The organism is Halosimplex amylolyticum (assembly GCF_051414035.1).
GTDB lineage: Archaea > Halobacteriota > Halobacteria > Halobacteriales > Haloarculaceae > Halosimplex > Halosimplex amylolyticum.
The window spans coordinates 309,195-325,445 of the sequence record NZ_JBLKNW010000004.1; the positions used below are offsets into that span (position 1 = coordinate 309,195).

The 16,251-nt window shown below is 58.2% G+C and carries 22 protein-coding genes; 15 read left to right on the forward strand and 7 right to left on the reverse strand.

Going from position 1 to position 16,251, the window contains the following annotated elements; genetic code table 11:
• Positions 1-650 precede the first annotated feature (650 nt).
• The gene (locus ACMGFE_RS18255; RefSeq protein ID WP_436926672.1) at positions 651-1,523 is read left to right on the forward strand and encodes a CPBP family intramembrane glutamic endopeptidase; all 873 of its coding nucleotides are present in this window, start codon (positions 651-653) and stop codon (positions 1,521-1,523) included.
• 541 nt (positions 1,524-2,064) lie between these two features.
• Here ACMGFE_RS18255 and ACMGFE_RS18260 read toward each other — a convergent pair.
• Together ACMGFE_RS18260 and ACMGFE_RS18265 are read right to left on the reverse strand one after the other, a co-directional pair.
• Positions 2,065-2,364: a hypothetical protein gene (locus ACMGFE_RS18260; RefSeq protein ID WP_436926673.1), complete on the reverse strand. Its 300-nt coding sequence runs from the start codon at positions 2,362-2,364 to the stop codon at positions 2,065-2,067.
• A 154-nt stretch (positions 2,365-2,518) separates the two neighbouring features.
• A complete protein-coding gene (locus ACMGFE_RS18265) occupies positions 2,519-2,860 on the reverse strand; it encodes a HalOD1 output domain-containing protein (RefSeq protein WP_436926674.1) in 342 nt (113 codons plus the stop codon).
• A gap of 631 nt (positions 2,861-3,491) precedes the next feature.
• Here ACMGFE_RS18265 and ACMGFE_RS18270 point away from each other — a divergent pair.
• Positions 3,492-4,583, forward strand: coding sequence for an AI-2E family transporter (locus ACMGFE_RS18270; RefSeq protein ID WP_436926676.1), 1,092 nt, complete (start codon positions 3,492-3,494; stop codon positions 4,581-4,583).
• Positions 4,584-4,775: 192 nt separating this feature from the next.
• Here the strand turns inward: ACMGFE_RS18270 and ACMGFE_RS18275 are convergent, their stop codons facing one another.
• Positions 4,776-4,952: a hypothetical protein gene (locus ACMGFE_RS18275; RefSeq protein WP_436926677.1), complete on the reverse strand. Its 177-nt coding sequence runs from the start codon at positions 4,950-4,952 to the stop codon at positions 4,776-4,778.
• Between the two features lie 297 nt (positions 4,953-5,249).
• A complete protein-coding gene (locus ACMGFE_RS18280; protein ID WP_436926678.1) occupies positions 5,250-5,783 on the reverse strand; it encodes a hypothetical protein in 534 nt (177 codons plus the stop codon).
• 239 nt (positions 5,784-6,022) lie between these two features.
• On the opposite strand from ACMGFE_RS18280, the gene sp36 (ACMGFE_RS18285) reads away from it, so the two are divergent.
• Positions 6,023-6,229, forward strand: coding sequence for a Sp36 family protein (sp36, locus tag ACMGFE_RS18285; protein ID WP_436926679.1), 207 nt, complete (start codon positions 6,023-6,025; stop codon positions 6,227-6,229).
• The gene (locus tag ACMGFE_RS18290; protein ID WP_436926680.1) at positions 6,226-7,242 is read left to right on the forward strand and encodes a DUF7972 family membrane protein; all 1,017 of its coding nucleotides are present in this window, start codon (positions 6,226-6,228) and stop codon (positions 7,240-7,242) included. Before sp36 (ACMGFE_RS18285) ends, ACMGFE_RS18290 begins: the two co-directional genes overlap by 4 nt.
• A gap of 253 nt (positions 7,243-7,495) precedes the next feature.
• On the opposite strand, the gene ACMGFE_RS18295 is transcribed toward ACMGFE_RS18290, so the two are convergent.
• Positions 7,496-8,752: an RNA-guided endonuclease InsQ/TnpB family protein gene (locus tag ACMGFE_RS18295; protein WP_436926681.1), complete on the reverse strand. Its 1,257-nt coding sequence runs from the start codon at positions 8,750-8,752 to the stop codon at positions 7,496-7,498.
• A 273-nt stretch (positions 8,753-9,025) separates the two neighbouring features.
• Between ACMGFE_RS18295 and sp36 (ACMGFE_RS18300) the strand changes: the two genes are divergently transcribed.
• From sp36 (ACMGFE_RS18300) to ACMGFE_RS26060, 11 genes are all read left to right on the forward strand, one after another.
• Positions 9,026-9,223, forward strand: coding sequence for a Sp36 family protein (sp36, locus tag ACMGFE_RS18300; protein WP_436926682.1), 198 nt, complete (start codon positions 9,026-9,028; stop codon positions 9,221-9,223).
• The gene (locus ACMGFE_RS18305; RefSeq protein ID WP_436926683.1) at positions 9,216-10,211 is read left to right on the forward strand and encodes a DUF7972 family membrane protein; all 996 of its coding nucleotides are present in this window, start codon (positions 9,216-9,218) and stop codon (positions 10,209-10,211) included. The genes sp36 (ACMGFE_RS18300) and ACMGFE_RS18305 overlap by 8 nt, the downstream gene beginning before the upstream one ends.
• Before the next feature lie 365 nt (positions 10,212-10,576).
• Positions 10,577-11,305 carry a DUF2270 domain-containing protein gene (locus ACMGFE_RS18310; RefSeq protein ID WP_436926684.1) on the forward strand — a complete coding sequence of 243 codons (729 nt, stop codon included), beginning with the start codon at positions 10,577-10,579 and terminating at the stop codon, positions 11,303-11,305.
• Positions 11,306-12,062: 757 nt separating this feature from the next.
• On the forward strand, positions 12,063-12,503 hold the full coding sequence (locus ACMGFE_RS18315) for a DUF8030 family protein (protein WP_436926685.1): 441 nt from the start codon (positions 12,063-12,065) through the stop codon (positions 12,501-12,503).
• Between the two features lie 156 nt (positions 12,504-12,659).
• Positions 12,660-13,193 carry a DUF7342 family protein gene (locus ACMGFE_RS18320; RefSeq protein ID WP_436926686.1) on the forward strand — a complete coding sequence of 178 codons (534 nt, stop codon included), beginning with the start codon at positions 12,660-12,662 and terminating at the stop codon, positions 13,191-13,193.
• Between the two features lie 8 nt (positions 13,194-13,201).
• Entirely contained in the window at positions 13,202-13,636 is a 435-nt protein-coding gene (locus ACMGFE_RS18325) for a toxin-antitoxin system TumE family protein (RefSeq protein ID WP_436926687.1), read from the forward strand.
• A gap of 78 nt (positions 13,637-13,714) precedes the next feature.
• The gene (locus tag ACMGFE_RS18330; RefSeq protein ID WP_436926688.1) at positions 13,715-14,005 is read left to right on the forward strand and encodes a DUF8069 family protein; all 291 of its coding nucleotides are present in this window, start codon (positions 13,715-13,717) and stop codon (positions 14,003-14,005) included.
• Positions 14,005-14,331, forward strand: coding sequence for a DUF7558 family protein (locus ACMGFE_RS18335; protein WP_436926689.1), 327 nt, complete (start codon positions 14,005-14,007; stop codon positions 14,329-14,331). Before ACMGFE_RS18330 ends, ACMGFE_RS18335 begins: the two co-directional genes overlap by 1 nt.
• A gap of 71 nt (positions 14,332-14,402) precedes the next feature.
• Entirely contained in the window at positions 14,403-14,705 is a 303-nt protein-coding gene (locus ACMGFE_RS18340) for a hypothetical protein (RefSeq protein ID WP_136601315.1), read from the forward strand.
• A complete protein-coding gene (locus ACMGFE_RS18345; RefSeq protein ID WP_436926690.1) occupies positions 14,706-15,218 on the forward strand; it encodes a PIN domain-containing protein in 513 nt (170 codons plus the stop codon). It abuts the gene before it with no gap.
• Positions 15,219-15,249: 31 nt separating this feature from the next.
• A complete protein-coding gene (locus ACMGFE_RS26060; protein ID WP_495849303.1) occupies positions 15,250-15,345 on the forward strand; it encodes a DUF8158 family protein in 96 nt (31 codons plus the stop codon).
• Positions 15,346-15,461: 116 nt separating this feature from the next.
• Here the strand turns inward: ACMGFE_RS26060 and ACMGFE_RS18350 are convergent, their stop codons facing one another.
• Positions 15,462-15,815, reverse strand: a complete 354-nt coding sequence (locus ACMGFE_RS18350) for an SHOCT domain-containing protein (protein ID WP_436926692.1) — start codon at positions 15,813-15,815, stop codon at positions 15,462-15,464.
• Positions 15,816-15,872: 57 nt separating this feature from the next.
• The gene (locus ACMGFE_RS18355; protein WP_436926693.1) at positions 15,873-16,193 is read right to left on the reverse strand and encodes a hypothetical protein; all 321 of its coding nucleotides are present in this window, start codon (positions 16,191-16,193) and stop codon (positions 15,873-15,875) included.
• Positions 16,194-16,251: the final 58 nt, after the last annotated feature.

The window sequence follows — 16,251 nt, forward strand, 5'->3', positions numbered from 1 at the left end:
GCGGCCGTGACTGGAGTCGCCGACGGCACGACGTTGGCCTGGTCGAGTAACTCGATGCCGCAGGTTTACAGCGGTGACTCGCCCAGTAACTATCAGATACTCATTGTACATATATCGTTGGTATTTCGAACCTCCAAAGATGAATCCATAAACGAGATAGCGAGAGCTGTCATCAATTACGGTGGAATATTGGGTGTACAAGAGCAGATTCCCCACACTCGTGTTACAACCGATTGAAATCCGACGATGTGACGAAGTAGCTCATAATAGAGAGCTTTCGGCAGATTTTCAGCAAATTTTCCAAAAATTCCTGGAGTTTTCCTCGTAAGTGGAGCCAGCCTGTGTCATTCGTATCTTCTCGCAGCACAGCGAGTCGATCACGAACAGCGTCCGGAGAAACCATTTGAAAGCTTATGATTCGTTCTAACTAGATTTACCTTGATAGGTATCATCGAAATCCCCGCGAGACAAGAGAGGTGCGCTCCCGAACTCACGCTTCCCTCGGTCCCAACGAACGTACTGCCGTGCTGCTCGCTGCGCCGTCGACGCGTGCGCATCGCTGAATACAGCGGACCGTTGCAGCAGACTGCCTCCGCGTGAGATTCTGGAGAATTCTTTTCACGCGGCGTCACAAATGAGTCCGGAGAGCAATGACGGGATCGTCGGTCCTCCGTCGGGTTCGGTCCGTCCGAGGGAGCGATCTGTGGGGATACCTCCTGTTTTCGCACGGATGGACGTGGGCGTGGTGGAGCTTGAACATCGTCGGCGATTACGGAGCGTTCGGGGCCGGGCTCCCGTTCACCGTCGTCGGCGGTGCCGGCCCGCTACTCGGCGGTATCGTCATGAGTTACGTGACCTACGGCCGCCAGGGGCTGTCCGACCTCTGGGCTCGACTGACCGAAATCCGTCGAATCTCGCCGGGATGGGGGATCGTTACGATCGCGTTCTTTCCACTACTGGCCGTCCTCACTGGAGCGGTCGCTGCGCTCGCGACGGACGCGGCGTTCGTCATCGACGTGGGAGAGTTCCGATCCCTGCTGGAAGACCCGTCTGCGTTCGTCCTCACCGCGCTGGTGATTCTCGTCGTCGGCCCGCTCCCGGAGGAGATCGGCTGGCGGGGGTACCTCCTCGACCGGTGTCAGACCCGGTGGTCGGCACTCACTTCCGGCTTCGCCGTCGGCCTCGTCTGGGCGGCGTGGCACGCGCCGCTGTTCCTGATGCCGGGCTATTTCGCCAACTTCGACTTCGCACCAAGCCCTGTCCCGTTCGCACTCAACGTCTTGCTCATCTCGGTCGTCTACACCTGGGTGTACGACAACACCGCCCGGAGCGTTCTCGCGCTGATCGGGTTTCACTTCATGGAGAACTTCGTCGGACAGATGACGTCGCTCCCGCGCACCGCCGAACCGATCGGGCTCGCCATCCGAGTGCTCCTCGTTCTCGGCATCGTCGCCTGGTTCGGTGCACAGACGTTTCGCAGAGACGGACTGCTTCCTTCACCTCCCCCGCGACGCGAACCGTGACCGGCGGCGTGGTGCAGCGGTGGAACGGCGACTTTCCTGCCGTGTCCAGTGAAAGGGGGTGCTACTCGTCGCCGTTCACCGGGTCGACGTTGCTGTCGACAGAGCGACTCGAACCGGCCGAGCGGGGAACGGCGGTGCTGTCGCACCGCCCGTGGCGCCCGTCGACCCGTTCGAACGGGCGAGTCTGCCGACGGAACTGGTGGCCCTGCTCCGGCAGTTCTAGCGGAATCACGGCGGTCAGTTCTGTGGATCGATCGACGTCGGGAAGACAACCCTGATGAACGCCGTTCCGAGTGAAGTCCCTCTACGACGGTGAGATCACAACACCGGACAACTACTAGCGGCCCGGCGACGATGGCAGGAGAGACAGTATAGAAACACTCCAAGAGGATGCTGATGAGATACCTGGAGACCAGGCCTCTGCGCTCTCGATCGCGGATATTAACGGAAACTGAGACACGATCTAATCTGGGTTCTGCCGTTCCCACAGTTATGCGAGGGAACCGGGACCATCAGGTAGGAGGTGTACGGTCTGTGTGCCTCACCGGTCGTCACCGTGTTCGCGCAGCGGGCGAGCCTCGTCGAAATACGTCCCTCTCCGTACCGTCTCTTCAGGTCGGTTAAACTCGATCACCCCGCCAGCCTGTAACTCAGGGAGATGGACGTGATGGAGTTCGTAGACGAGTGTGACGTACTCCTCGCAGGAGAGGGCTTCGTCGTCCCGAATAATCGGTGTCGGATCTATCGTCTCCTCTGCCGCTAGGGCAGCTACCACTCGTTGTTGTTGCTTTCGCAGCACAGTCCGAAAGTCATCACGACACGAAGCGGCCTGCTCACTCATCTTCAGTCGTGCCTCTGACAGTGAAATGCTCGCACCCACACTCCGAGCGCGTGTCCGTATACGGAATGACCGCAGTGTCGGGCGTCCATTTCCGGCCCATTCGAGGCGTTCCACGGCAAGTACACGCAATGTGATACGGAAGCATCGGTACCGATTATGCGTCCTCGATAGGGTCCGCCTCGATAACTCCGTCACCAGTGACTGTGACCTCCAACCCTTCATAAGAGAACGAAATGCTGTCACAGTTCCCGAAACCGGTAGACGACTCCGACGATACTCTGTCAAGCGCGTCTGTATCAATAGCGGACTGGAGGGGCGTTACGGCCCGCGGGTCTTTGCCGAGAACGGTCGTAACAACCGCAACGACTGCGAAACTTGTCGAGTCACGAGTACTGTCGTACGTTGCTCGAATAGATTCGCCCTCCGCATCCAATTCAATGGTGCGCACGGAATCTACGATTTCAAGATTCACAGCCATCGTTCGAGAAGTTTCCATCACCCCAATGAATACCTTCTACGGGGTTGAGAGTGCCTTTTGCTTGCGCAACATACTTTAAACGAAGTTTCTGAATTTACGGCCTTGTTTAGCCGCCAAATTTCGAGAGTTACAGGAGTTCTGATGCACTCCCAGCACGACTGATGCGGACAGTGTTGGGATGACGCACCCCGTCCAAGCCGTTCATTTAACGGATGAAGTCGATTCGTGGCTGATCTCAGGTCTTTCACCGCTTTCTTTTGCCACTTGTCCGAATGCCCATTCGGAAGAGAAACCCTCTACCGACCACTTTCGAGCATCTAAGCAAGACCCAGCCTCTGTATTCAACACGCCCCAGAGCATGAACACGAAGAAGATCAGGACGGCGAGGCCGCCGGCGACGGCCTACCGATTCGCCCCGAATAGCAACCAGAAATTGTACTCGTTGACGTCCGTCCGCTCACGCAGCGTGTTGTCCGTCGAGAGGTCACTCATGGGGGGACTGGCCGTTTGAACACGAGGAGCTTCGTGCCGCCACCGTCGTAGCTGATCGTCTCTGCGAGTTCCCAGCCCTCTGCATCGAGGCAGTTGAGGTCGTCCGTCGGATCGACCCCACCGACGAACTCAATGAGCCAGAGGTCGATACGGATGTATGAAGAATTTCGACAGTATAAACCTCGGCCAGGCTGTCTGGATTCTTCTCGGGATCGCAATCGGGGTCGTGATCGTGATCGGGCTGACCACCTACATCGGCGCGTTTCTCTTTGCGATCTTTCTCTACTTCGCCACGCGACCACTGTACCACCGATTGAACGCTGCTCTCGACCATCCGAACCTCACGGTCACGTTAACAGTGCTTGCGGTCGTCCTGCCACTGTTACTCGTCGTCGGTTACGCGGTTATCGTCGCGCTCCAGGAGTTGGACCAGTTCCTCGCGACGCATTCCCTCGACGGCATTCGTGCGTACCTGCAACCGTACCTCGGCCTCGCGCGTGAGCGGCAATTCCAGCGGCTGTGGGACATACTCGTGACGAACCCCGGGCAGCCACCAAACCCGGCCGCTAGACGACTCTTCCGACGCGTACTTGGACGAGTGCCGACGGTCGCCGGGCTCGTCTTCGCCGTTCTCACGCAGCTATTTCTCGTGAGTATCTTCCTCTTTTATTTTCTCCGCGACGACCACAAGGTACGCGACTGGTTTTTCGAGAGTGTCGACTACGACAGGCGAGCCGTCGAGTTCGTTGCAAAGGTAAGCGACGACCTCGAAACAGTATTCTTCGGGAACCTCGCTATTATCGCGGTGTCGGGGAGTGTCGCCGTTCTCACGTACTACGCGCTCAACCTCGTCGTCCCCGGTGGCGTTGTCGTCGCGATTCCCGTTCTCCTCGGTCTGCTGACCGGGATCGCGACTCTCGTTCCCCTCGTTGGCATGAAGGCGGTGTACGTGCCCTACACCGCGCTCCTCCTCGCCACGACCGGGACGACTGAAACGCCCCTCTGGCACCCGTTCGTCTTCTTCGTCGTCACGCTCGTCGTCGTCGATACGATCCCGGATTTCTTCGTCCGGTCGTGGCTGGCCGCACGCAGCGGCGTCCACATGGGACTCGTGCTCCTGGGGTATGCCCTGGGAACCCTGGCGTTCGGGTGGTCGGGCCTGTTTCTCGGACCGATTATTGTAGTGCTCACAGTCCACTTCGGTCACTTGATATTTCCGCGACTCGCTGGCGACCTCTCGTCTGACTGATCCGCCTCAGTTCACAGCCGGTAGCCGTCGTCTCGGCGCGGATATGGGCTAACGAGAGGAGACGACTCCCCGAATAGAGGGCTCCCGACTACCGACCCTCTGGACAGAGACGAGTACATCTATGTGAATCTGTATACGTCTGGTCGCCGAATTGTTTCTTCTCGCTTACGCGAATGTCTATCCAGCCATCACTCAAGAGAAACAGTACTGGGAATCGCTGTACCGGGCAAAAGCTTCGGGCCCGGTCAGCACGGAGAACGCCTCCGTGACGTCGTCACGGCGGATGTAGAGCACGATGAGTCCAAGGATGAGGAGACCAACTCCCCACCAGACCGAATCTCCGGGGATGAGCCAGAGAACGATGCTCACGATGCCCGAAGACAGGAGAGACCAGCCGATCGTGGTCTGATACGCTATAGCTTCAGTTTGCGTCTGTGACGGTTATGCATGACGCCTCCTCATCAGCGGCGTTACTATTTTTCGTTCGGCGAACTTGCAGGGTCGTCGCAAGAACTTCGAGCGCCCCAAAGTAGCGATAACGCCACCGCTTCAACATCATCGGCAAACCGGCGACTACGAACACCAAGTCACCGAGGGCTAATTCCGGAAAACGCCGAGTGCGGTGTAGCTCGCCACTCCTCTTCAAAGAGAGGGATTGAATCCACGCTACTGGATGAGGGACTCAAGGTACTTGCGGAGGTCTTTTACCGCGTCTGTGACCCGTCGCCGGCGACGTGAGTTGACATCGACTTCTATGCCGTGACTCTCGATCCATTGTCGCATTTTGTTACGACCGGCTTTCCGTTTGATGCCAACCTGCCGGAGGTGTTTGATCGGGTGTCGCAGCCAGTTGTATTCCTCGTGGGCGAAAACGTCGATATACTCCGGCGAGTGGGCGATGAGGATGACGTGGATCTGTCTGTCGGCCAGCAAGGCCCGTCGATACGCCCAGCTACCATTTGGATCCGACCCAACTGACGGCTGGTGATACCACGCTAGCGGGTCCCACTCGAACCCGTGTTTCTGGAGTGTCTCTGTGAACTCGTCCAGCGGCTGCTGGACGGTGCCAACATATTCGGTATCACGAAGGCGGTACTCGGGCTGTCCGAGCGTTCGCCCAAGTCGGGTAATCAAGGGACCGAGCCGCGTTCTCACGCGGTAGGGAACACTTGGTTCGAGAGTCTCAACGATGGACTGCATTTGGTGGTCGTTGGGTTTCCAGCACCTCGAATGTATTGCAGACCCGGCGAAACGCAAGTGAAGTGAGCGGCATCCCGCCACCGTATACTGAGCGGAATCGCCCCATGCTGACTACATCCTCTGTATTCACCACGACCGCTTAAACCGATCACCAATTGAGGGTTTCGACAAGGCCGAAATAGTCCCTCCATCTCGGTGGTGTAGCGGGATATAGAGGGCTGCAGTACCTACTAGGAGTGATGGCCGAAACAGAAGCGACCCAATGGGAGTACGAGACGCTTCGCCCGCCGCGCGATGAGACCCAAAAAGAAGCAGAGGATCCGAAAGCAGAGTTGAATCAACTCGGTGCAGAGGGCTGGGAGTTTGTGGAGACGATCGACTACGAGGGAGGTGGCACCAAGTACCTCGTTTTCAAGCGACCTGCCCGATCGGGTGAGCCAGTATGACTGACGGGACCGGCACCAGTACGGCCAACACGATGCGTGAGCGCGCGGACGAGAGTCGGATTAAACTCTGGTTGCTGCTGCGCGCGAACCGCCTTCTCGTCTCCAGTGCCCTGACCAGTGCCGTGTTCGTCGCATTCGTGTTCGCCGTTGCTGTCCTCCATCCACCGTTTTCACGGCAAATCCAGTCCGGCGATATGATCGACACGATGTTCTCGACGATGATCACGGTCATCGTGACTGGGACGACACTCGTCGTCACGATCGGTCAGCTCGTTCTCACTCAGGAGAACGGCCCGCTCGGCGATCAACGCGAGCGTATGGCCAGTTCGATGGATGTCCGGGACTTTACTGAAGAATTAATTGGGGCTCCAAGTCCTGTCGATCCATCCGAATTCCTCCGGCAGATTATCGGAATCACGGCACAACGGACGACGGCTCTTCGAGAGTCAATTGGCAAGAATGATGACGAGAACCTCCGAGAAGAGGTCGATGAATTCGCTGAGAGCGTCACTGGAAACGCTGACACGGTACGTGACCAACTTGAGGGTGCGCAGTTCGGCTCGTTCGATGTGGTATTCGCCGCACTGAATTTCAATTATAGCTGGAAAATATTCCAAGTTGAACGGCTCGCCCACGAATACGAAGAGAGCCTCACTGAGGAAGAACACGGTTTGCTTGACGATCTCAAAACAGCGTTGTCTCTGTTTGGTCCGGCACGCGAACACATCAAGACTCTGTACTTCCAGTGGGCTCTCATCAATATGTCTCAGATGATTCTCTATGCTGCAGTCCCGGCATTGGCCATTGCGGGTATCATGGTCGCAATCGTCGAAGCGGGGACGTTCCCGGGAAGCACACTCGGTCTCGATCATATCATCCTCGTCGTGGGCGGTGCGTTTGCGGTGACGCTCGTTCCATTCATGCTGTTCGTCTCGTACGTCCTTCGCATCCTCACCATTGCGAAACGGACACTTGCCATCGAGCCGCTGCTCCTCCGCGGATCACAACGCTGAGGCGTTACAGCTCCGCTTGGTGCACGTCTGGGATTTTAATCAATTGTTCACGTCCCGAGTCTCGAATACCAGAGTCGACTCAGTTGAAAATGAGCGGCCCCATCGGAGAGTCTGTTTGGCGAGCGTCGCGAACCAATAGATGTAGGATGTGAACAGGAGAATCGGTTGGTTTGAGATTGTGAACCCAACACTGGCGACCCAGGATTGACATCCTCCTCTGCCTGAAGGCGGAGGAAACCCGAGCGTTGGGATATTAGGGTTTGCAGACTCCCTGTTCTCTCGGTGTGAACCGGCCGCTCTCGCGGTCGAACAGGAAGACTCTGGGCTGTGCCAACCAGCCGTTACTCATATCCCCGGTTGGGGGACTCTGAGGTATCTTTCTACGGATGTTCACCGCACCGTTCACGTCCGCGTTCATCGTCGTCTCGCACGACGAACAGACGTACAAGCCACGCTCCACACGGTTACTATCCCGAATCTGCCCACAACACGAACACGTCTTGCTTGTGTTCTCCTCGTCTAAGCGGTCAACGAGGATGCCGTGTTCCTCGGCCTTGTATTCAAGTAGACGGGCGAATCGGTCGAACTCCCAACCGTGGAGTTTCTTGTTCCCCGACTGGCCCCAGTTCCGTGAGTCACCGTCGCCATCCTCGCGAATGTCGCTGAGGTCGCCGACCGCTATCTTCTCCATGCCTTCTTCGACACACCGATCAACGATGTGTTTCGAGAGTGTGTGGAGGAAGTGATCTTTGCGTCGGGAGAGTTTCTGTCGAGCCTTCTGCGCACGGTTCGACGGCCCGTTCTCGCCTTCAGTCTGGTACTCCTCGCGGGTGAAATAGTGCTTGTCCTCTTTCACCACATTCCCCGGATATAACTCTGAAGGCCCATCCTCGTAGTCGATGGCGAGGTAGTTACTGATACCGAGGTCGATCCCCGCCGTGTTGGCTCCGGGGGCGTCCTCGACTGGAATCTCTTTCTTGCAGACGAGGTGCAGTTCCCACTCGTCGCCGTTCCAGACGGCACGCACCTGCTGGATGTTCTCGACTTCTACGTCGGGTCGGGTTTCGTACTCGGCGAGGATGAAGTCAGACCGGCTCTCTTTCAGATTGAATCCTTTCGAGAGGCGGAGTTGGCCGTGCTTGTCGTCATGCTTGATAGCTCGCTTTTTCCACGTCACGGTGGAGCCCGGGTGTCGGTCGCCACGTTTCCGGTAGCCCGGTGGGTTGGTGCCATCGTCGAAGTTGTACCAGCCATTGAACGCCTCAGCAAGCTCTTCGAGAACTCGCTGACTTGACTGCGAATGCAGGTCACTGTAGCGTTCGTGACATTTCAACTCCGACTTCAGCTCGGCTTCGTCGGGTATCTCACCGTCGTCATCCCACCGTTCTTGAATGTAGTAGCGTCCGACGCTCCACAGTTTGGATGCGGAGAACCCGCACTGGTAAAGGTCGTCACGAACCTGTGAGTGGTTCGTGATTCGGGCGACGTAGGTGCGGGTCGTCTCCAGCATCGTACTGTGTCCATAATCAGTTATGAAAGAGAATATATTAACGCGTATGTTTGACGTGTAATATCCGGCCTTGCCGGTATCGGTGGAATGTGTCACTGAGTGACGGCGCGTATCCACGGTCTGAAGGCCGTGGTATTGCGTCTGTTCCACGTATAATCTCGATCATGATCGTGATAGCCGATGATGCACGAGCACACCGCTCCGTTCTCGATCAGTACACGACGGGAAACAGCCTGTCAGCAGAGTCATCACCGTGAGAGCCGATAACACCTCATGGGTACCGAAATGAACCAGCAATGGGAATACAAGACACTCGATCCGCCAAAGGGATTGACCAAGCGAGAGACAGTCGATCCAACAGACGAACTCAACCGCCTCGGTGCAGAGGGCTGGGAACTCGCAGAGACGATCAGCTACGACGGTGGCGGCACGAAACTACTGCTGTTCAAACGCCCAGTCTCTTATGAGTGACCTCTCGACGGACAACACGCTACGCGAGCGGACAGACGTCAACAAGTACTGGTTCTGGTTGCTACTCGGGGCCAACAGATGGGTCGTCGCCGCTGGCCTCGCTTTCCTGATCTTCCTCGTATTCATGCTCTGGGGTGTGATGAAACCGGTGTCATTGCATTCGACCATGCAGTCGAGCGACATGGTCGAGACGGTGTTCGCCGGGCTCGTCGGCGCGATCATCACGGGAACGACGCTCGTCGTCACGATCAATCAGCTCGTCCTCTCCCAGGAAATCGGCTCGCTCGGGAGTCAGCGTAGTCGGATGGATACGACGATGGATTTCCGCCAGAACACCGACAGCCTCCTCGGGATGACGACGCCCGCCGACCCTGTGGCCTACCTCCACGCGCTCATCGAAACGAGCGAACAGCGAGCACAGACACTGCGAGACACACTCTCCGAGACTGAAAACAAGGAGCTCTACAAGAAGGTGGACGAGTACGTCGACGACCTGGTGGAGAACGCCGACCACGCACGCGACCACCTCGAAGGCGCGGATTTCGGCACCTTCGACGTCGTATCGCCTGCGCTCGATTACAACTACGATCGGAAGATGCACGACGTTCGCCGGCTCGGGATGGAGTACGAAGACGCCCTCACCGACGAAGAACGAAGCGCGTTCAGAAATTTGCTCGAGGTGCTCACAATGTACGGGATAGTCCGCGAGTACATCAAGGACCTATACATCCAGTGGGCACTGGTGAAACTCTCGCGAGCCATCCTCTACGCCGCAGTGATTGCACTCACCGTCGCTGGGGGGATGGTCGTTTTCGTCGATGCAACGACGTTCTCCGGCACGTTTCTCGGCATCGAGAGCGTTCTCTGGGTTGTTAGCGCCGCGTTTGCCATCTCAGCGCTGCCATTTCTCCTGTTCACATCCTACATTCTGCGGCTCGCGACGCTCGCCAAACAGACGCTCTCGATGGGACCGCTCATGCTTAGCTAACTTACTACCAGATTCAAACGCGTACTACGCAGGTCGTCCATGTAGTCCTCGAAAGAGCTTTCCCGGAGTTCGAACGCACGAAGCACGCTCCGAATATCGTCGGCGATGCGAATGACGCGCCATAATCGTCTGAGCAACGGTATACGAGTCCCTTAGGTCCGAGCCACAATGAAGCGCGTGGCTGGTCCGGTCGGCAGGTCGAACTCCCCGTACGCTACTGCGGGGCGTTCGGTTTCCGTGAGTTCGACACCGCACCGGTAGTATCACCTCATCACCTTAGGTCGGTCAACAGCCCCGCGCTCGTAACCCCAGACTCCGGACGCTGGCACATGTTGATTATGCGAACGGGAGCCGTAGTCAGTCGTATGACTGACTCGAATTCAGATGATATCGACCCGACAGCGCGTGACCAGCGCGAGATCGGACGGGAAATGGTCGAACAGAGCACCGGTCTGGGCTCGGTGATGGCACACGCCTACCGGGGCGAGATGGACGAGGCAACCACGTGGCGGCAGCGTCTCGATCAGGCGACCACGTGGGCGGTGACGGTCATCGCAGCAATTCTCACGTGGGCCTTTTCGAATCCGGACAACCCGCATTACATTCTACTCGTCGGAATCGTGATCGTCACCATCTTCCTCGGCATCGAAGCCCGACGGTACCGACATTACGACGTCTACCGGTCGCGCATTCGGATGCTCCAGCAGAACCTGTTCGCGAACGCGCTCGACCCATCCAGGAGCGTCGAACATCCGGACTGGCGAGTCAAGCTCAGTACCGACTACCGGACGCCGACGCTGAAAGTTACCTTCGGGGAAGCACTCGTCAATCGGCTTCGACGCGTCTACCTCGCCTTGCTTGGGGTATTGCTTGCTGCCTGGATCTTCCGCATCACGGCATTCGCACCGCGCCAGGATTGGCTCGCGACCGCCGCGGTAGCCAACATCCCCGGCGTGGTCGTGGTAGGGGTCGTCACCACGTTCTTCGTCGCGGTTCTCGGACTCGCACTCTGGCCCCGAGAACGGCATGCAAAAGGAGAGTTTCGCGAAGGAGATCCAGACGCGTGGAAAGAGGAGGGGAACAACGATAGCTGACAATAGAAATCCAGCACCATTCGTCTTTAGCTAAGACCCACACCTCGGTTGCGTAACGGTAGCGACCCACTCCGAATTTGGAACACACGAACCACCTGCCCCTGCAGCGGAGCAACCATCCCGGTCGGTGGCACAAGACTAACTCGGTAGAACAGCTGTTCCACCTTCAGAAAATGTCATCCTATAATGAGATGGCCTCTTCAAGATCCTGACGCTGACAGACCAACCATCATATTACCTATGCTTCTATGCGAGAGGAAAATCGAAGTTGTTAGAAAGGCCGTCATGCACTTTTCAGGCCCCGTATTGCACGATTTGCGTAGAAAGAGCGGGTTATCAGCAGTTGTAGAATATGTGCCGCTATTTCGCGTCAACCGGTATTGACTAAAACCGTTCTCAAATTTTTCCCTCTATTCCTCGATTTCGACGGTTTCAGCTACTCGTCAAGCACAATTCCCGCCGATTGTCTCCGCTACATCTCGTCGAGGACATCAATAGCACCTTAGAACAGCCCGACGAGCCTATAGTCAAATCTAAGCAGGTTTCACTCCTCCCTGCACCTCCAGATTTGTCCAAAGGAAGGCTAGGGTACAACGGTGCAAATGCCGCTGGCTCTCTCCGGCCGAGGGGCCATCAAACGACGAGAGTCTTTAGCCGATATATCAGAATTCACTCACTGGATAATGATGCGATTCGCGGTGGAGTTTCTCACCCCCAGGAGGGGTGAGGGGGTGCAGTGAGCGCCCACTGAACTACTATGTCTTCAGAACACGAGCGACAGCAATCGCGACTACGTGGCGAACAGAGAGAGCAATCAAGCGAAGCGCCGTGGGCAGATCTCGAACTGACGGTTCCCAACGACAGAAGTCAGCTCTCGATCGTCTCATTCGTCGAGTGTGTCCTCGTGGAGCTCACCCACGAAGAGATTGGTACGGAGTACGTCTCTACGAACGTGTGGGGAGCAAAGCGAACGCAGTTCATCCCTATCGACGACAACGGGGAGATGTTTCGGAAACGGCACTACGATGAACGACTTGGGTGGCACGAGTCGACAGTCAGTCGGCGGGCTGTTCGTGAGGATCTCATCACCCGGCTCACCCGGTCGTCGTCACAAGCAACTGATCGCAGTCACGACGTGCCGGTCGACAACCCAGATACGTTCAGTGTCAAACCTGCTCGGAAGCTCCAGATGCACTGACCTGCGTGGGTTAACCAACAACTCCCGGAGTCCGGGCATGCTGTTGGTTAATATCGTGCTCCTTTCGAAGCCAACAGCCAGTACCCGGTACGCTACACAGCTCAGGAAACTATTCCTCGAAGTAAGGATTATATCCTTCGCCCTACAATCCCGAGTATGTCCGAAACAGACGCTGCCGATGGGCCGCCCCCCTTCGAGGATGCGTTCAGCAGCGACGACGTTGAACAACGCATCTACGGCACCATCCTGCAGACCCGCGAGCCGACGACGGCGAGCGCGATCGCCGACAGCGCCGACTGTGACCCCAAGACCGCCCGGAAGTACCTTGGCTGGTTCGATGATTTGGGAATCGTCACCCGACACGATGGTCATCCGGCCACCTACGAACGGAATGACGCGTATTTTGAGTGGCGACGTATCAACCAGCTCGCAGCCGACCATTCCGTCGAAGACCTGCAGGATCGCGTTCGTGAGCTGACGACACACATCACCGAGTACGAGGCGACGTACGACGCCGCGTCACCGGCCGCAGTCGACGCCGTCGACGCCGCGGAGGCCAGCGACGAGAGGACCATCGACGACGTGTACAGCGACCTCGCCGACTGGGCGACCGCCCGCGAGGAGCGTGACCGCTACGAACGCGCGCGCCAGCAACGCACGGGTGGCGAGCGCGAACAGGCGTCCGGGTAGCCCGCTCAATGGTGCCACCGACAGGCGATGGCGGGAGCCCTTCCCCCATTGATCGCCCCATCCTCGAGTTCCTCCAGTCGCGGCTCCAAGCGACAAGGCAGGTCTCCCGAGCGACCGTCACGGACGCCAGCGGCCATCTGGAACTCCACGTCGTCTGTGCCCCGTCGTACTACCCAGCAGCCGTCGACGAGGCGCAGTTGACGGTCCGTTGGTACACAAACGACGACTTCAAACTCCACTATCGAGAGCAGCACGCGGACCACACCTGGGAGTGCCGGTGGGACCGGCACCCGAATCCGCACAATACACGGGACCACTTCCATCCCCCGCCCACCGCCCCGACGCTCGGCGAGGACGCAGCGTGGCCAGACGACCACCGTGACGTCGTTGCGCTGGTCCTCAACGAGATCGAAGACCGGATCACGGCCCTCTGGAGCGAGTAGGGGCCGCGGTCTCGCGTGGGGTGTTTGTCCGCGCCAGAAGGCGTGCAGCGCGCGACAACGTGCGCGGCGTGACTCATAATGACTACTCCCGATCCCCACGACGACACGAATGCCGACTACAAACAGTTCGAGAAAGCACAGCTCGCCCAAGACCGCGACGTCGCCGGCGTCAACACGGCAGACATCAACGACACGATGGCCCGCAACCTAGTCGACGACCTCATCGACGCAGACGTCGTCACTCCAATTCCAGAGGAGTGCGTCCTAGTCCGCGAACCGAGCGGGACCGCGTTCGACTTGACGACGCAGCTAGCCGTCTATCATCGTGGCTGGACGGCCGCTTGCAACGCCGACGTGGAGGCCGAGTAATGCAGCAAACGCTCGTTGGCTATGCCTTCTGTGACGCCCAATCCGGCGCAGAGACCGGTGAAGCTCATACCTGGGGGAAAGAAGAGTGGGTCACCCACCAGATCTGTGTCGACTGTGCGATCCAGTCGCGATCCGATCCCGATGAGCGCGATCACCACGCCTGCGACGGGTGTGGGCTCGTCGTTGACACGCTCGCAGCGCTCACCCGGTTTCGCGTGGAACTCGGCCATCTCAAGGAGCCGCTGCAGCTTTGTGCTCACTGTAGCCCCGGTGGACCCGCCACGCACTGGACGCGTGACCTCAAGGAGCATCTCGTGGACGGGTGACGCTTGGCCGAGTGAGGCTCACATCGTACACACGAAAACGGCTAAGTGCGTTGGCTCACAATGTACACATCATGAGCACCGATAAGAAGCGCGTGCAGTTTCGGGCCCCCAATCGGCTCATCGACCGGGCCGACGCACTGGCCGCAGTCCTCGGGGAAGACCGAACAGACGTCCTCGTGACCGCGCTTCGGGAGTACCTCCAAGACGCCGCTCACGACGACGCACTCACCCAGGAGATCGCCGCCGCCTATTACGACGACGAGATCACCTTCGATCAACTCAAAGCACTCGTCGGCGCCGAAGAGGCGGCAAACCTCCGAGTGTTGAAACAGCAGTTGGACGAGGACTTCATCGACGAGGTCGCCGACGCATAGATGTCGCGGCTTATCGCAGACGCCTCCGCCCTCGTGAGTCTCGGGATCGTTACTGACGACGACCCCGATCCACTCGCGCTCTGTCTCTCCCGGTACGAGGTCATCGTCCCAACAGCGGTCATCGATGAACTCCAAGAGATCGCCTCGTACGATGACGTGCACGGGCACGCCGCGTCCGCCGTACTCGACCAAGCAGACTTATTCACGACACAATCGGTCGACCTCGATGCCGAGTTCCCCCTCGATGATGGTGAGAACGCGGCGGTCACGCTCGCGAACGATCTCGATGCTGCGCTCTTCCTCTGTGACGAGTTCAACCAACTTGGCTTGATCCACGCCTCACTCGCTGATACCCGACTCGTCACGACACCGACGCTACTCTCGGTTCTCGTTCGAACTGAACACCTATCAGCTGCCGATGCGCGGCTGCTCCTCGATGAGATTAGCAACGCCCGTAGCTGGGGCGCGAACAGTTACGTGCAGCGAGCTCGCTCATTGCTCGAAGAGCCCTGACACCGAGGAGGATATTTCGAAGTGAACAGGAATGCCCGATAACGACGCGCTCTACGACGTTCGTGAACGAACCAAGAATCCCGAGCACGCATCAGTTGACGAGGTAGTCGAACTCGCCAGTGACTGAAGTCTGTATTGTGTATTCCATGTAATATTATACTCCGTCCACGGGGTTAACGGTTGGGTGCCGCAACGGCGGGCGTTGGAAGTGTGATGTATCGGCTGGAACAGCAACTGTTCCAGTCATCCGGTGCGTTCGAGCTGTTTTCGCTGTCGATCGAATTCGTCATCCGAGAGCTCCCCGCGGGCGTAGCGCTCACGGAGAACCGACAGCGACTGCTCTTCGTTCCCACCGGATCCTCGGTTGAGGAGCGCATAGACGAGGTAGAGCGGGACGGCGATGAGGAGCCCTATCCAGAGGAGTCCCCAGAGCCCCATCGCTCCGCCGAAGAGGCCCCAGCCGCCGCCCATCATTCCCCCGCCGTAGCTCCCACTACCGTGGGCAGCAGCCGTTCCAGTCGCCGCGACCAGCAGCGGGACGGCGAGCATCGCGAGTCTACGAGCAGTGCGTCCGATGTGAGTGGTGAGTTGCGTCATTGTCTCGAGTTGGTGAGTTGAGGTATTCGATTCGAGCGATCGAAACGGCCAGGGCCGTCAGCAGTGGCCCTGCCCGTACATCCCGCCGTGGTACTCGTCGTCAGCCCTGTCGTGGTATTCCTCGTCAGCCATGTCCTGGGCCATCTCGTCGACCGTCACACCCATGTGCGACTCCATCCACTCGACAGCACCCGGACCCATGTGTTCGGTCATCTGCGCCTCCATCCAGGTGGCCCAGTCATCTGCGGTGGCATTGTTCGCGGGCGCGTCGTCAGCGGTCGTGTCGTTACCGTGTGCGCTGACCACGGGAGTGGCGAACGCGAGTCCGACGATGGCGAGCGCCACGAGCAGCCAGCGGCCGAGTTTGAAGGTGGTCATTGTCTTTCTCCTCGGTTACTCGTAGGACTGCTCGGGAGTTATCGGCGTGGGTGTGAAT

Bases quoted from the DNA above. Each gene is read 5' to 3' on its own strand.
- ACMGFE_RS18255 (WP_436926672.1), top strand. From the start codon at position 651: ATGACGGGATCGTCGGTCCTCCGTCGGGTTCGGTCCGTCCGAGGGAGC.
- ACMGFE_RS18260 (WP_436926673.1), bottom strand. From the start codon at position 2,364: ATGAGTGAGCAGGCCGCTTCGTGTCGTGATGACTTTCGGACTGTGCTG.
- ACMGFE_RS18265 (WP_436926674.1), bottom strand. From the start codon at position 2,860: ATGGAAACTTCTCGAACGATGGCTGTGAATCTTGAAATCGTAGATTCC.
- ACMGFE_RS18270 (WP_436926676.1), top strand. From the start codon at position 3,492: ATGAAGAATTTCGACAGTATAAACCTCGGCCAGGCTGTCTGGATTCTT.
- ACMGFE_RS18280 (WP_436926678.1), bottom strand. From the start codon at position 5,783: ATGCAGTCCATCGTTGAGACTCTCGAACCAAGTGTTCCCTACCGCGTG.
- sp36 (WP_436926679.1), top strand. From the start codon at position 6,023: ATGGCCGAAACAGAAGCGACCCAATGGGAGTACGAGACGCTTCGCCCG.
- ACMGFE_RS18290 (WP_436926680.1), top strand. From the start codon at position 6,226: ATGACTGACGGGACCGGCACCAGTACGGCCAACACGATGCGTGAGCGC.
- ACMGFE_RS18295 (WP_436926681.1), bottom strand. From the start codon at position 8,752: ATGCTGGAGACGACCCGCACCTACGTCGCCCGAATCACGAACCACTCA.
- sp36 (WP_436926682.1), top strand. From the start codon at position 9,026: ATGGGTACCGAAATGAACCAGCAATGGGAATACAAGACACTCGATCCG.
- ACMGFE_RS18305 (WP_436926683.1), top strand. From the start codon at position 9,216: ATGAGTGACCTCTCGACGGACAACACGCTACGCGAGCGGACAGACGTC.
- ACMGFE_RS18310 (WP_436926684.1), top strand. From the start codon at position 10,577: ATGACTGACTCGAATTCAGATGATATCGACCCGACAGCGCGTGACCAG.
- ACMGFE_RS18315 (WP_436926685.1), top strand. From the start codon at position 12,063: ATGTCTTCAGAACACGAGCGACAGCAATCGCGACTACGTGGCGAACAG.
- ACMGFE_RS18320 (WP_436926686.1), top strand. From the start codon at position 12,660: ATGTCCGAAACAGACGCTGCCGATGGGCCGCCCCCCTTCGAGGATGCG.
- ACMGFE_RS18325 (WP_436926687.1), top strand. From the start codon at position 13,202: ATGGTGCCACCGACAGGCGATGGCGGGAGCCCTTCCCCCATTGATCGC.
- ACMGFE_RS18330 (WP_436926688.1), top strand. From the start codon at position 13,715: ATGACTACTCCCGATCCCCACGACGACACGAATGCCGACTACAAACAG.
- ACMGFE_RS18335 (WP_436926689.1), top strand. From the start codon at position 14,005: ATGCAGCAAACGCTCGTTGGCTATGCCTTCTGTGACGCCCAATCCGGC.
- ACMGFE_RS18340 (WP_136601315.1), top strand. From the start codon at position 14,403: ATGAGCACCGATAAGAAGCGCGTGCAGTTTCGGGCCCCCAATCGGCTC.
- ACMGFE_RS18345 (WP_436926690.1), top strand. From the start codon at position 14,706: ATGTCGCGGCTTATCGCAGACGCCTCCGCCCTCGTGAGTCTCGGGATC.
- ACMGFE_RS26060 (WP_495849303.1), top strand. From the start codon at position 15,250: ATGCCCGATAACGACGCGCTCTACGACGTTCGTGAACGAACCAAGAAT.
- ACMGFE_RS18350 (WP_436926692.1), bottom strand. From the start codon at position 15,815: ATGACGCAACTCACCACTCACATCGGACGCACTGCTCGTAGACTCGCG.
- ACMGFE_RS18355 (WP_436926693.1), bottom strand. From the start codon at position 16,193: ATGACCACCTTCAAACTCGGCCGCTGGCTGCTCGTGGCGCTCGCCATC.